General features: G+C 54.3%; 15 protein-coding genes. 10 read left to right on the forward strand and 5 right to left on the reverse strand.

The features are described 5' to 3' along the window. Positions 1-61: 61 nt before the first annotated feature. The 8 genes from P2R09_RS08005 to P2R09_RS08040 all read left to right on the forward strand — a co-directional run bounded on the left by P2R09_RS08005 (position 62) and on the right by P2R09_RS08040 (position 7,888). On the forward strand, positions 62-679 hold the full coding sequence (locus P2R09_RS08005; RefSeq protein ID WP_039659582.1) for an RpoE-regulated lipoprotein: 618 nt from the start codon (positions 62-64) through the stop codon (positions 677-679). A gap of 253 nt (positions 680-932) precedes the next feature. Further along, a complete protein-coding gene (locus tag P2R09_RS08010) occupies positions 933-1,949 on the forward strand; it encodes a sulfate ABC transporter substrate-binding protein (protein ID WP_039659584.1) in 1,017 nt (338 codons plus the stop codon). Beyond that, entirely contained in the window at positions 1,949-2,782 is an 834-nt protein-coding gene (gene cysT, locus P2R09_RS08015; RefSeq protein WP_003848842.1) for a sulfate/thiosulfate ABC transporter permease CysT, read from the forward strand. Before P2R09_RS08010 ends, cysT begins: the two co-directional genes overlap by 1 nt. Further along, positions 2,782-3,657 (forward strand): sulfate/thiosulfate ABC transporter permease CysW, encoded by an 876-nt coding sequence (gene cysW, locus P2R09_RS08020; protein ID WP_003848844.1) that lies wholly within the window; start codon positions 2,782-2,784, stop codon positions 3,655-3,657. Before cysT ends, cysW begins: the two co-directional genes overlap by 1 nt. Beyond that, positions 3,647-4,735 (forward strand): sulfate/thiosulfate ABC transporter ATP-binding protein CysA, encoded by a 1,089-nt coding sequence (gene cysA, locus P2R09_RS08025; RefSeq protein WP_003848847.1) that lies wholly within the window; start codon positions 3,647-3,649, stop codon positions 4,733-4,735. The genes cysW and cysA overlap by 11 nt, the downstream gene beginning before the upstream one ends. Before the next feature lie 80 nt (positions 4,736-4,815). Continuing rightward, complete coding sequence (gene cysM, locus P2R09_RS08030; RefSeq protein WP_003848848.1) at positions 4,816-5,700, forward strand: cysteine synthase CysM; 885 nt, start codon at positions 4,816-4,818, stop codon at positions 5,698-5,700. A 170-nt stretch (positions 5,701-5,870) separates the two neighbouring features. Further along, positions 5,871-6,551, forward strand: a complete 681-nt coding sequence (locus P2R09_RS08035; RefSeq protein ID WP_003848852.1) for a response regulator transcription factor — start codon at positions 5,871-5,873, stop codon at positions 6,549-6,551. After that, the gene (locus tag P2R09_RS08040; RefSeq protein ID WP_275768643.1) at positions 6,548-7,888 is read left to right on the forward strand and encodes an ATP-binding protein; all 1,341 of its coding nucleotides are present in this window, start codon (positions 6,548-6,550) and stop codon (positions 7,886-7,888) included. Before P2R09_RS08035 ends, P2R09_RS08040 begins: the two co-directional genes overlap by 4 nt. A gap of 61 nt (positions 7,889-7,949) precedes the next feature. On the opposite strand, the gene crr is transcribed toward P2R09_RS08040, so the two are convergent. From crr to ptsH, 3 genes are all read right to left on the reverse strand, one after another. Further along, positions 7,950-8,450 (reverse strand): PTS glucose transporter subunit IIA, encoded by a 501-nt coding sequence (gene crr, locus P2R09_RS08045; RefSeq protein ID WP_008926530.1) that lies wholly within the window; start codon positions 8,448-8,450, stop codon positions 7,950-7,952. Positions 8,451-8,492: 42 nt separating this feature from the next. Then, positions 8,493-10,220, reverse strand: a complete 1,728-nt coding sequence (gene ptsI / locus P2R09_RS08050; protein ID WP_003848857.1) for a phosphoenolpyruvate-protein phosphotransferase PtsI — start codon at positions 10,218-10,220, stop codon at positions 8,493-8,495. A gap of 161 nt (positions 10,221-10,381) precedes the next feature. Continuing rightward, complete coding sequence (ptsH, locus tag P2R09_RS08055; protein ID WP_003848868.1) at positions 10,382-10,639, reverse strand: phosphocarrier protein Hpr; 258 nt, start codon at positions 10,637-10,639, stop codon at positions 10,382-10,384. 95 nt (positions 10,640-10,734) lie between these two features. Here ptsH and P2R09_RS08060 point away from each other — a divergent pair, with 95 nt between their 5' ends. Continuing rightward, on the forward strand, positions 10,735-11,049 hold the full coding sequence (locus P2R09_RS08060) for a hypothetical protein (RefSeq protein WP_275768646.1): 315 nt from the start codon (positions 10,735-10,737) through the stop codon (positions 11,047-11,049). On the opposite strand, the gene cysK is transcribed toward P2R09_RS08060, so the two are convergent. Further along, positions 11,027-11,995 carry a cysteine synthase A gene (cysK, locus tag P2R09_RS08065; RefSeq protein ID WP_003848872.1) on the reverse strand — a complete coding sequence of 323 codons (969 nt, stop codon included), beginning with the start codon at positions 11,993-11,995 and terminating at the stop codon, positions 11,027-11,029. The genes P2R09_RS08060 and cysK overlap by 23 nt on opposite strands. A 141-nt stretch (positions 11,996-12,136) precedes the next feature. Continuing rightward, positions 12,137-12,904 (reverse strand): sulfate transporter CysZ, encoded by a 768-nt coding sequence (cysZ, locus tag P2R09_RS08070; protein WP_275768648.1) that lies wholly within the window; start codon positions 12,902-12,904, stop codon positions 12,137-12,139. Between the two features lie 218 nt (positions 12,905-13,122). On the opposite strand from cysZ, the gene zipA reads away from it, so the two are divergent. Next, positions 13,123-14,127, forward strand: coding sequence for a cell division protein ZipA (gene zipA, locus P2R09_RS08075; RefSeq protein WP_275768650.1), 1,005 nt, complete (start codon positions 13,123-13,125; stop codon positions 14,125-14,127). Positions 14,128-14,151 lie beyond the last annotated feature (24 nt).

The following is a 14,151-nucleotide window of genomic DNA, read 5'->3' on the forward strand; positions in this document are numbered from 1 at the left end:
TTTGTCGCTTTGCGACTCCAATCATTTCCGCCTTTCCGGCATCGTATTTACAGGAGTTCTCATGAAAGCTGTTCGTTCCACGCTACTGATCGCCGCCGTTGCACTGAGCGGCTGTGCCAGTTCGGGTTCCGGCGCTGACAGCAGCCAGCAGGCAAGCTGGTGGAATCCGCTGACGTATCACTGGTCTTCTGCGCTGCCATGGAACTGGTTTGGTTCCACGCTGACCGCGACTGAACAGGGCGTGGGTGGGTTAACCGCCTCGACCGCCATGAAAGAGGACGCGATCAGTGCCGGGCTGAACGGTGACTATTCGCTGCGACAGGGCATGCGCAGCGAGAATGGTCAGGTGATTTCATTCTGGCAGGCGCTGAATGATGGCAAAGTTAAGCTGGTGATTTATGGAGAGTCGCAGGTCGATCGTATTGAGGTCATGGATAGCGCGATTGCCAGCAGCGACGGCAGCAAAGTGGGTGATGCCTTCAGTAATAAGTTCAGCAAAGCCTTCGACAACTGCACCTTAGCCAGCGGCCCCGACGCGCGTGACGTGGCGTGCCGTGCGCCAGGCAGTCAGCATCTGACTTATGTCTATCATGGCGACTGGCACGGGCCGGAAGGATTGATGCCTTCTGACGATACCCTGAAAAACTGGAAAATCAGCAAGATTGTCTGGCAGCGTTAAGCCTGCCTTATCAGCGCGCCGCCCCTCTGGCGGCCGCTGAACAGCTCAGAACCCCTGCCAGCCCACGCTGCACGCGGTTCCCTCTCCCCATCGGCTTTTGCTGATTTGTGCATAAACTCTGCCGCCGTCTTATGCTTTTTTCGACTTTGAAATCATTAAACGATATATAAAACCGTTACTGGTTTTCACTGAGTTATAAATAAACTGATGCCTCAGCGGGTGAGATCCGCATCAAACTTTTTCAGGGTGCCAAATGACATTACAAGCGATGAAAAAAATCGTGAGCGGTATCGCGTTGTCGCTGAGCCTTGCTGGCGCAGCCAACGCCACTGAACTTCTTAATAGCTCTTACGATGTGTCGCGGGAGCTGTTTGTTGCCCTGAATGCTCCGTTTGTTAAACAGTGGGATGCCACACATCCAGGCGATCCGCTCACTATCAAGATGTCACATGCCGGTTCATCAAAACAGGCGCTGGCTATCCTGCAGGGACTGCGCGCGGATGTGGTGACCTACAATCAGGTGACGGATGTGCAGGTGCTGCACGATAAAGGCAACCTGATTGCTGCAGACTGGAAAAGCCGTCTGCCGAACAACAGCTCACCTTTCTACTCCACCATGGCGTTTCTGGTGCGCAAAGGAAATCCAAAGCAGATTCATGACTGGTCAGATCTGACCCGCAGCGATGTAAAGCTGATTTTCCCGAATCCGAAAACGTCCGGTAATGGCCGCTACACCTATCTGGCCGCCTGGGGCGCAGCGGACAAAGCTGATGGCGGCGATCAGGCCAAAACGCAGGCCTTTATGACGCAGTTCCTGAAAAACGTGGAAGTGTTTGATACCGGTGGTCGTGGCGCGACGACGACTTTTGCTGAGCGCGGTCTGGGCGACGTCCTGATTAGCTTTGAGTCGGAAGTGAATAACATCCGTAACCAGTACGGCAAAGATGAATATGAAGTCGTGGTGCCGAAAACCAATATTCTGGCGGAGTTTCCGGTGGCGTGGGTGGATAAGAACGTCGCCACTAACAAAACCGCAGATGCGGCCAGCGCATATCTGAACTATCTCTACACCCCAGAAGCGCAGAATATTATTACGCACTACTACTATCGCGTGAATAATCCACAGCTGATGGCAGCGCAGAAAGATCGCTTCCCGCAGACCAGCCTGTTCCGGGTGGAAGATGCCTTTGGTGGCTGGGACAAAGTGATGAAGACGCACTTTGTCAGCGGCGGTGAGCTCGATAAATTGTTAGCGGCGGGGCGCGGATAATGTTTGCAGCCAGCCATAAACGCGTATTGCCCGGCTTTGGTCTCAGCCTTGGCACCAGCCTGCTCTTTACCTGCCTGATTCTGCTGCTGCCGATCAGCGCGGTGATCATGCAGCTGTCGCAGATGACGCTGCAGCAGTACTGGGATGTGGTGACTAACCCGCAGCTGATTGCCGCCTATAAAGTGACGCTGCTCTCTGCCGGTGTTGCGTCACTGTTTAATGCCGTGTTCGGCATGCTGATGGCGTGGATTCTGACCCGTTATCGCTTCCCGGGCCGTGCACTGCTGGACGGTCTGATGGATCTGCCCTTTGCACTGCCTACCGCCGTAGCGGGTCTCACCCTGGCCGGACTCTTTTCGGTCAACGGCTGGTACGGACAGTGGTTCGCCCATTTCGACATCAAAATTTCCTACACATGGATTGGTATCGCCATTGCCATGGCCTTTACCAGCATTCCGTTTGTGGTACGAACCGTACAGCCGGTGCTGGAAGAGTTAGGCCCGGAGTATGAAGAGGCCGCCGAAACCCTGGGTGCCACACCGTGGCAGAGCTTCCGCCGCGTGGTGCTGCCAGAGGTAGCCCCTGCGCTGCTGGCCGGTACGGCACTCTCCTTTACGCGCAGCCTGGGTGAGTTTGGTGCGGTGATTTTCATTGCCGGTAACATCGCCTGGAAAACCGAGGTGACCTCCCTGATGATTTTTGTCCGGCTGCAGGAGTTCGACTATCCGGCGGCCAGCGCCATCGCCTCGGTGATCCTGACGGCCTCGCTGATTCTGTTATTCGCCATTAACACATTACAGAGCCGCTTTGGCCGTCGTCTGGGAGGTCACTAATGGCTGAGGTTTCACAACTTAATCACGCGGCGCGTCAGCCGGTGAACTGGGGTAAGTGGCTGCTGATTGGTACTGGCGTACTGATTTCTATTCTGCTGCTGGTGGTGCCGATGGCCTCCATCTTCTGGGAGGCGCTCAATCAGGGCCTGATCGTGGCGCTCAGCAATCTGGCCGACCCGGACATGCTGCACGCTATCTGGCTGACTGTCATGGTGGCACTGATTACCGTTCCGGTTAACCTGGTATTCGGCACGCTGCTTGCCTGGCTGGTCACGCGCTTTACCTTTCCGGGGCGTCAGCTGCTGCTGACCCTGTTCGATATTCCTTTTGCCGTATCGCCAGTCGTGGCCGGTCTGATGTACCTGCTGTTCTGGGGCGTGAATGGTCCGGCAGGCGGCTGGCTGGATGCGCATAACATCCAGATTATGTTTGCCTGGCCGGGTATGGTGCTGGCGACGGTGTTTGTGACCTGTCCGTTTGTGGTCCGCGAACTGGTCCCGGTAATGCTGAGTCAGGGCAGTCATGAAGATGAAGCGGCGGTGTTGTTAGGCGCCTCTGGCTGGCAGATGTTCCGTCGTGTAACGCTGCCGAACATACGCTGGGCGCTGCTGTACGGTATCGTGCTGACCAACGCCCGTGCGATTGGTGAATTTGGTGCGGTCTCGGTGGTCTCGGGATCGATTCGCGGTGAGACCTATACGTTACCGCTTCAGGTTGAATTATTGCATCAGGACTACAACACCGTTGGCGCGTTCACCGCAGCCGCACTGTTAACCCTGATGGCAATTGTGACGCTGTTTCTGAAAAGCATTGTGCAGTGGCGTTTAGAGCAACAGCATAAACGCCTGCAACAGGAGGGAAATCATGAGCATTGAGATTAACAAGATCAACAAGTCCTTTGGTCGCACCTCGGTGCTGAACGATATCTCTCTGGATATTGCCTCGGGTGAAATGGTGGCGCTGCTTGGCCCATCAGGCTCGGGTAAAACCACGCTGCTGCGTATTATCGCCGGGCTGGAGCATCAGAACAGCGGTCAGATCCGTTTTCATGGCAACGATGTCAGCCGCCTGCATGCACGCGACCGTCAGGTCGGTTTTGTGTTTCAGCACTATGCGCTGTTCCGTCATATGACAGTGTTCGACAACATCGCCTTTGGCCTGACTGTCCTGCCGCGTCGTGAACGTCCTTCAACGGCAGAAATCAAACAGCGTGTTACGCGTTTGCTGGAGATGGTGCAACTGGCCCATCTGGCGAATCGCTTCCCGGCACAGCTGTCGGGCGGCCAGAAACAGCGTGTGGCACTGGCGCGTGCATTAGCGGTTGAACCACAGATTCTGCTGCTGGATGAACCCTTTGGCGCGCTGGATGCTCAGGTACGTAAAGAGCTGCGCCGCTGGCTGCGTCAGCTGCATGAAGAGATTAAATTCACCAGTGTGTTTGTGACCCATGACCAGGAAGAGGCGATGGAAGTCGCCGATCGCGTGGTGGTGATGAGCCAGGGCAACATCGAACAGGTCGGCACGCCAGATGATGTGTGGCGCGATCCGGCAACCCGCTTTGTGCTGGAGTTCCTGGGTGAAGTGAATCGCTTTGATGGCGAAATTCAGGGATCGCAGTTCCACGTGGGCGCGCATCACTGGCCGCTGGGCTATACCTCGGCACATCAGGGCGCCGTGGAGCTGTTCCTGCGTCCGTGGGAAATCGACGTGTCACGCCGCAGCAGTCTGGAAACCCCGTTACCGGTGCAGGTGCTGGAAGTGAGCCCGCGTGGCCACTTCTGGCAGCTGGTGGTGCAGCCTGCTGGCTGGCAGAGCGAGCCGTTCTCGCTGGTGTTTGAAGGTGATCAGACGGCCCCAATTCGTGGCGAGCGTCTCTTCGTAGGCCTGCAGCAGGCGCGCCTCTATAAAGGTGACACACCGTTGCGCCCGGTTGCCTTTGCACAAAGCGCCTGATATTTTCTCATCAACAACGGGCGGGAGTGTGACTCCCGCCTTTTTTTCGCCTCTTGTTTGTAAAGGCCAGGAAGCAGACCGTGACGACTCTTGAAAATACCATCGGCAATACCCCGCTGATTAAGTTGCAGCGCCTGACGCCTGCCAACGGCAGTGAGGTCTGGCTCAAACTGGAAGGTAACAATCCGGCGGGCTCGGTAAAAGATCGCGCAGCCTGGTCGATGATCAATCAGGCAGAGCTGCGCGGTGACATTTCACCCGGCGATCAGCTGATTGAAGCCACCAGCGGCAATACCGGCATTGCACTGGCGATGATCGCAGCGATGAAAGGCTACCGTCTTCGCCTGCTGATGCCAGACAACATGAGTCAGGAGCGGCAGGATGCAATGCGTGCCTACGGCGCGGAGCTGATTCTGGTGCCGCGAGAGCAGGGCATGGAAGGCGCACGCGATCTGGCGCAGGCAATGGCAGCGCGCGGTGAAGGGCGGGTGCTGGATCAGTTCAATAATCCTGATAACCCGCTGGGCCATTATCAGACGACCGGGCCAGAGTTGTGGCAGCAGTCGAACCAGCGCATGACCCATTTTGTCTCCAGCATGGGCACGACCGGCACCATCACCGGCGTGGGGCGTTACCTGAAAGAGAACAACACGGGCGTGAAGGTGATCGGTTTACAGCCGAGTGAAGGTAGCAGCATTCCGGGCATTCGCCGCTGGCCATTGGCCTATCTGCCGGGCATCTACCGTCCCGATCTGGTGGATGATGTGATGGATATGGCGCAAAAAGAAGCGGAAGAAACGATGCGGGCGCTGGCACGCCGTGAAGGTATTTTTTGTGGCGTCAGTTCAGGCGGCGCAGTGGCAGGGGCGCTGCGTATTGCGCAGGCTAATCCGGGCAGCGTGGTGGTGGCGATCGCCTGCGATCGCGGCGATCGTTATCTCTCTACCGGACTCTATCATCAATAACCTTTGCTGATGCGGTCACACAGCCTGTGCGCAGCGTTTGCTGCCCACAGGCTTTTTTTTAAACAGCATTACGCGCGCCAGATAGACTGAATCTGTAAGGATCGCGTAAATCAGGCTGCACGAATGCCCGGTACAGGACAAAATAGCGCCAATTCTGTCGAGAGATAAACATGAAAATTTTGCTTGTTGATGATGACGTTGAATTAGGCACGATGCTAAGCCAGTACCTGATCGCCGAGGGGTTCGATGCGCAGCTGGTTCTGACCGGCAGCGCCGGCATTCAGGGCGCGCTATCAGGTGAGTTCACCGCCATGATTCTGGACATTATGCTGCCCGACATGAGCGGCATTGATGTACTGCGGCAGGTGCGTCAGAACAGCCGGATACCGGTGATTATGCTGACCGCCAAAGGCGATAACATTGATCGGGTGATTGGTCTGGAGATGGGGGCGGATGACTACATGCCAAAGCCCTGCTATCCCCGGGAACTGGTGGCCCGCCTGCGCGCCGTATTGCGTCGTTTCGAAGAGCAGGTTCCGCAACCTGATGCCAGAGAGCCGCTGCGCTGGGGCGAGCTGACGCTGAATCCGGCTACCCGCATGAGTGAATGGCAGGGGCGAGCCTTCGATCTGACGGCATCGGAATTTAACCTGCTGGATTTACTGCTGCGAGCCCCGGATCGGGTGGTGTCGAAAGATGAGCTCTCTGAGAAGGGGCTGGGTCGTCCGCGTGAAGCCTATGACCGTAGTGTGGATGTGCATATCAGCAATATCCGTCAGAAGCTCAGTGCATTAACTGCTGACAGCATCAACATTGAAACCGTTCGCAGCATCGGTTACCGCATTCGATGAAACAGAGTTACCGTGGACGCATGTTCTGGAAGATTTTTATCGGCTTCTGGATTGTTTTTGTCATCATGAGTCAGCTTATCTGGCTGGGTTTCACGCTCTCCGGTAAACGTCACGAACCGCCTGAAATTGTGGCTATCCGGCGCATTGTCGATCTGCAGATGACTTCTGCCGCATCGGTGCTGGCGCGCAGCGGGCCTGAGGCGCTGAATGCGATGCTGTCGGACTGGGATAACAGCGATCGACAGTTTTTCCATGTGACGCAGCAGGCAAAATCGCCACAATCACAAAACAGCGGCAATCTGGATTATGTGGGGCGTCTTCCTGAAGAGGTGGTGCGCTGGGTTCAGGGTGCTGATGGCAAAGAGTATCAGCTGCGTTACGACCTGGATGGCATGCGCAAAGACAGCATGCATAATCTGATGCCACGCAAATTTCTGAATATTCCTGAGCCGATTTTCATCTTTGCCGGTTCGGTGGGATTGCTGTTCAGCCTGTTGCTGGCCTGGAATCTGACGCGGCCTATGCGTCAGCTGTGTGAGGGATTTTCCCGCGTCGCCGAGGGTGATTTACGTGTGCGGCTATTCCCGATCATGCGAAAGCGCCACGACGAAATCTCAAACGTTGCAGAAGCCTTTGATGCCATGGTCGAGCGGCTGGACACCCTGGTGCGCGCCCGTGAAGAGCTACTGCACGATATCTCGCATGAGCTTCGTTCACCGCTGGCACGGCTTCAGCTGGCTACCGGACTGGCCAGACAGACGCCAGAGAGCGTAAACAGTTCGCTTGATCGCATTGATGAAGAGGCACGTCGGCTGGACAAGATGATTGGCGAACTGCTGACGCTGTCGCGGGCCGAGCATGAAAGCATTCCGGATGAGCAATATTTTGACCTGACCGGTTTACTGGAGGCAGTCCTTACTGATGTCCGTTATGAAGCGCAGATTCCCGGTGTGCAGGTTGAGCTGCATGTCGATGCCGAGGCTGATTACACTGTGCGTGGCAATGCCGAGCTGATACGGCGCGGCGTAGAGAACGTGTTACGTAACGCGCTGCGTTTCTCTCTGCCAGGACAGCGGATTGAGGTGCATTTGCGCGCAGAAGCGCAGTGGCTGGCGATTCAGGTGTGCGATCAGGGGCCGGGTGTCGACGAGGATAAACTCTCCAGCATCTTTGACCCGTTTGTGCGGGTAAATTCGCCGCTGATGGGTAAAGGGTATGGTCTGGGTCTGGCTATCGTGCGCAAGGTCGTACTGGCGCATCATGGTGAGGTTGATGCCAGGAACCGGCCAGAAGGTGGACTTGAACTGACGCTGCGTCTGCCACACTGGCAGCCCTGAACAGGTGTATTGCAGAAACGATAACGGCACCCGCAGGTGCCGTTATGATATCAACGTATGCTTACTTTCTGATGCGAATCACCGGCGTTTCGCCGACGGTGACCTGGCCAGACAGCTTAATCAATTCCTTGATTTCATCCATGTTGGAGATGACAACCGGTGTCAGGGTTGATTTCGCTTTCTCTTCCAGCAACGGCAGATCGAACTCGATAACCACATCGCCTTTTTTGACCTTCTGGCCTTCTTCAGCGATGCGTTTGAAGCCTTCACCTTTCAGTTCTACCGTATCGATACCGAAGTGGACAAACAGCTCAATGCCGTTGTCTGATTCGATCGAAAAAGCGTGATTGGTTTCAAAAATCTTACCGATAGTGCCATCAACAGGCGCAACCATTTTGTTGCCGCTGGGTTTGATAGCAATACCGTCGCCCACGATTTTCTCTGCAAACACCACATCTGGTACGTCTTCAATATTCACGATTTCGCCTGACAGAGGCGCTACGATGTCAATTGTCCCAGCGCTATCCGTTTTTTCGCCAAAAAGTTTAGAAAACAAACCCATGATCTTCTCCTAAGCAGTAATTTGGGGCCAGCATCATGCAGATTAGCAGAGCGTTTTTTCCTTAATAAACTTGTTTACCAGGTTCATCAGGTCTTCCGCTGTCGGTTGAGCCAGTGCCTGCTCTGCCAATGCCTTCGCATCTTCAAAATTAGTATTACGAATGATTTTCTTGATGCCAGGGATAGAAATGGCACTCATGCTGAACTCGTCCAGCCCCATTCCCAGTAACAGTAGTGTAGCACGTTCATCACCTGCCAGCTCACCACACATGCCGGTCCATTTACCTTCAGCGTGAGATGCATCAATGACTTGCTTGATTAAGTTAAGCACAGACGGCGTCATTGGGTTGTACAGGTGCGAGATCAAATCATTACCACGATCGACCGCCAGAGTATACTGCGTCAGATCGTTTGTCCCAATACTGAAGAAGTCGACTTCTTTCGCCAGATGATGCGCAATCACGGCTGAAGCCGGGGTTTCCACCATGATGCCGACTTCGATGCTTTCATCAAAGGCTTTACCTTCTTCGCGCAACTGCGCTTTCAGCAGTTCCAGTTCCGCTTTCAGGCTGCGAACTTCTTCAACCGAAATGATCATCGGGAACATGATGCGCAGTTTACCGAAGGAGGAGGCGCGCAGGATAGCACGCAGCTGCGCATGCAGAATCTCTTTGCGATCCATAGCGATGCGGATAGCACGCCAGCCAAGGAACGGGTTCTCTTCTTTCGGCAGGTTCATGTAAGGCAGATCTTTGTCACCGCCGATGTCCATGGTACGGACGATAACGGCCTGTGAACCCATCGCTTCAGCAACGGCTTTATACGCCTGGAACTGCTCTTCTTCGCTTGGCAGAGAGTCACGGTCCATGAACAGGAATTCGGTACGATAGAGACCAACGCCTTCAGCGCCATTGCGTTCAGCACCGGCGATATCGCGCACGGTACCGATGTTGGCGCAGACTTCAACCTGGTGACCATCCAGCGTAACGGCTGGCAGATCTTTCAGCTTGGCTAATTCGTGTTTTTCCGACAGATACTGATTCTGTACGGCTTTCAGCTCTTCCTGAATCGCTTCAGAAGGATTGACGTGAATTGCGTTGTTAACGCCATCCAGGATCAGGAAATCGCCGTTTTTAACCGTGACGGTCACATTGCCGGTGCCGACAATGGCTGGGATCTCCAGCGAACGCGCCATGATTGAAGTATGTGAGGTACGGCCACCCAGATCGGTGATAAAGCCCAGCACTTTTTTCAGGTTCAGCTGTGCGGTTTCTGACGGCGTTAAATCTTTTGCCACCAGAATGGATTCGTCCGGAATAGCGCTCAGGTCAACAATGTGCAGACCGAGGATGTTTTGCAGCAGACGTTTACCGATGTCACGCACGTCAGCCGCACGCTCTTTCAGGTATTCGTCATCTAACTCTTCCAGAGCTTTCGCCTGGCCATCAATAACAGAGTAGGCAGCAGCATCGGCAGAAGCGTGATCTTTTTTAATCAGATCGATGATTTCCTGCTCCAGCTCTTCATCTTCCAGCAACATGATGTGGCCTTCGAAGATGGCTGCTTTCTCTTCACCGAGGGTTTCACCCGCTTTGACGCGAATCGCTTCCAGTTGTAATGCCGCTTTGCTACGGCCATCAAGGAAGCGTTGTACTTCCTGCTCAACCTGATCATCAGAAATTTTCTTGCGGTTGATGACGATCTCGTCTTCTTTCAGCAGCAGTGCTTTGCCGAAAGCGATACCTGGTGATGCTAAAATGCCTGAAATCATAACGCTACCTTTTAATCACGATGGCTGATGGGACTCTATGCGGTGCCATTGTCGCGGGACACGTACTCTACGAAAGCAATAACGCGGACAGGTTGTCCGCGATCAAGATGTTTGCACTCAATGGCGCAGAGGAGTCGATTGGCTGGAGAGCTGAGCGGAGATTACTCCAGTTCAGCCATCAGTTTGACCAGATGCTCAACTGCTTTCTGCTCATCTTCGCCTTCTGCAGAAAGCGTCACAACCGTTCCCTGGGTTAAACCCAATGTCTGCAGCTTGAACAGGCTTTTCGCGCTTGCTGATTTACCGTTAGAGGTCACGGTAATTTCTGACTGGAAAGCTTTGGCTTCTTTTACGAATTGCGCAGCTGGGCGAGTATGCAGACCGTTTGGTGCAGTAATGGTAACTTCTTGCTGGAACATTCTATTTCCCCAACGTTATCAGGATGAGTGTTATGGATCTAAAGTCTAGCCTGGAGCCTTCACTTTAGCCTGTGTAGGTGCGCGGGTATAGCATCATGCTGACCAAAGACGCGCAGGCGTCAAATCTACATTCCGTTGCTTCTCAAAACCGATTCTACACGTCACCGGTTAATTATGCCGTGATTCGCCGTTTCACTGAATCCGTAAATCGATTCAGCTTGATCCACTTCAAAGGCGGATTAATTTCAGGCATCGAAATAATTGGCAGTCTGAATACCAGATCGGCGTCACTGAAATCAATCTGCCGGGTTATGAAAGTGAGATCTGCACCACAAAAAAGCACCCAGGCGGGTGCTTTTTTCTCCATTTTCAGACTATCTGCCGCTGCTACTGCAGCTCTTTTTCCGTGAAGAGATCGGCAAACAAAGCCGTACTCAGATAGCGTTCGCCGGAGGAGGGGAGAATGACCACAATATTTTTATTCGCGAAGGTTTCGTCTTCCTGCAGCTTCAGCGCAGCGGCGACGGCAGCACCGGATGAAATCCCGGCCAGAATACCTTCCTCTTCCATAAGCTTACGCGCTGTGCTGATCGCTTCATCATTGGTGATCGCCACTACGCGGTCCACCAGATTCAGCTCAAGGTTGCCCGGAATAAAGCCTGCGCCGATACCCTGAATTTTGTGTGGACCAGGCTTGATCTCTTCACCCGCCAGCGCCTGAGCAATTACCGGTGAATCCGTTGGCTCAACGGCGACGGTTATCAGGTCTTTCTTGCCTTTGGTGTTTTTGATATAGCGGCTCACCCCGGTCAGCGTACCGCCGGTGCCGACACCTGCGATAAAGACATCCACTTCGCCATCCGTGTCTTCCCAGATTTCCGGACCGGTGGTCTTCTCATGGATTTCCGGGTTAGCCGGGTTGCTGAACTGCTGCAGCAGGACATATCTGTCTGGATCGCTGGCGACAATCTCTTCCGCTTTGCTGATGGCGCCTTTCATGCCTTTAGCGCCTTCGGTCAGCACCAGCTTAGCACCCAGCGCTTTCAGCAATTTACGACGTTCCACTGACATGGTTTCTGGCATCGTCAGGGTTAATTTGTAGCCGCGCGCTGCGGCAACATAGGCCAGCGCAATACCGGTGTTACCGCTGGTCGGTTCGACCAGTTCAACACCGGGCTTCAGAATACCGCGTTTTTCTGCGTCCCAAATCATATTGGCACCGATACGGCATTTTACGCTGAAGCTCGGGTTACGGGATTCAACTTTCGCAAGGATGCGGCCGTTACCGATGCGGTTCAGTCGAACCAATGGCGTATGACCAATTGTCAAAGAGTTGTCTTCATAGATCTTACTCATAGCCTGTCCTTAACTGTATGAATTATTGGGAACGCTATGAGCATACCTGTTCTGCCTGGGGGCGGAAGGAAAGAAATCGTATATCTATATTTCGCCCGGCAATAAGCCCTGCTAAAAAGAGCATAAGGGGTGCGGGTGTGACTAGCGCACCTCACTGCGGGCCAGTTGCGGCCGGTAACGGTCAACCCACATGGCGGTGGCACCACAAACAGCAACCGGCATAATCACCAGATTAAGAATCGGAATCATGGTGAACAGGCTGGTTAGTGCGCCAAACTGCATGTTGGCCATTTTGTGCCGGCGCAGGGCGTTTCGCATCTGTTGAAAAGGCACTTTGTGGTTGTCAAACGGGTAGTCGCAATACTGAATGGATAACATCCAGGCACTGAACAGGAACCACAGCACGGGCGCCACCGTCTGACCAAATCCTGGAATAAAGTAGAGCAGCAACAGTCCCAGCGCGCGGGGCAGGTAATAGCTCAGTTTTTGCATCTCGCGCTTCATAATGCGCGGCACATCTTTAATCATTCCCGCCCAGCCGCTGTCGGGCAGAGGCTTACCGGTCAGGCGGCCTTCGAGCTGTTCGGCCAGCAGGCCGCAGAATGGAGCAGCAATCAGGTTTGCCAGCGTTGAGAAGAAATAGCTGAACACCAGTACAATCGCAATCACCGACAGTGGCCACAATAGATAACTCAGCCACTGCAGCCAGTCGGGAATATGGGCCATCAGGCGTGGAATCCAGTCGCCGAGGCGATAGAACAGCCAGACGAATGCGCCGCCCAGCATAATGATGTTGATCAGCAGTGGCATCACCACAAAGCGGCGAATGCCAGGCAGACGGACCAGTTTCCAGCCCTGGCTAAAGTAGTGCATGCCGTTAAAATTTGAGACGGAATTCTCATGGGCCATAAAGCCATTTCTCCTGAAGGTGTTAAGGCGCGCTCACTATAACCTGGCTTTTTCTCCAGGCCAGGTGCCGTTTGGGTAAAAAAACAGCGAAAAAGCGTGGGTTGCCTATCTTATTTGTCAGAAAATACTGCACAGACTTGCACTTGTGTAGCAGGGCAAATACAGTTAGAGGATAAAGTTTGCCGCGGTGGCAAGGTATTGGAACAACAGAGAATACAATGATGCAGGATTTGCGTCTGATATTAATCGTTGTTGGCGCGATCGCCATTATAGCGCTCCTTCTTCACGGGCTGTGGACCAGCCGTAAAGAGCGTTCGTCAGTGTTCCGCGATCGCCCGCACAAACGTCTAAAACAACGTGATGACCATGATGAGCAGGACCTGATTGACGACGAAGATGACGGCGTCGGCGAGGTTCGTGTTCGTTCTGAGCGCAACGTCCATCAGGAACCGCGTTTCGATGAGATCCGCGAACCACAGCCAGAAGCGCCGCGTAAGCAAGCGCCCGCTGAGCCTGTGCGTCAGCCTGCGCCACGACCCGCACCGCAGCCCGAACCTGACAGCGATCCGCTGTTCACTGCGGCACCGAAGCCTGCTCCACAGCCGCGCCCTGAACCGGTGCGTCAGCAGCCAGCGCAGACTTTCGTCGCGCCGCCTGTTCAGGCCGACCCGTTGCTGGATCTGGATCCGCTGGAGTCTGTGCAGCCTGCGCCGCAGTACCAGGCTGAACCTGAGCCACAACCGCAGCCTGAGGTGTCAGCTCCACCTGCGCCTGAACAACCTGTTGCTAAAGCGCCAGCAGAAAAACCGAAAGAAGCCGTACTGGTGCTGCATGTTGCTGCACATTCGGGCGGCGAACTGAACGGGGAAGCGTTGCTTCAGGGTATTCTGCAGGCGGGCTTTCAGTTTGGTGAAATGAATATTTTCCATCGTCATCTTAGTCCGGCAGGCAGTGGTCCGGTGCTGTTCAGTCTGGCTAACATGGTCAAGCCAGGTTCGTTCAATCCTGACATGATGACCGATTTCAGCACGCCTGGTATCTCCATCTTTATGATGGTGCCCTCTTATGGCGATGCGAATCAGAACTTCAAGCTGATGCTGCAGTCTGCACAGCGTATCGCTGATGATGTTGGTGGCGTGGTGCTGGACGATGAGCGTCGCATGATGACGCCACAGAAGCTGGAAACTTACAAAGCGCGTATCCGCGATGTGGTTGGCGTCTGACACCTGCGCTAAACGCTATCTGAA

The organism is Pantoea sp. Cr_R13 (assembly GCF_029222565.1).
In the GTDB taxonomy this organism is placed as follows: Bacteria; Pseudomonadota; Gammaproteobacteria; order Enterobacterales; family Enterobacteriaceae; genus Pantoea; species Pantoea eucalypti.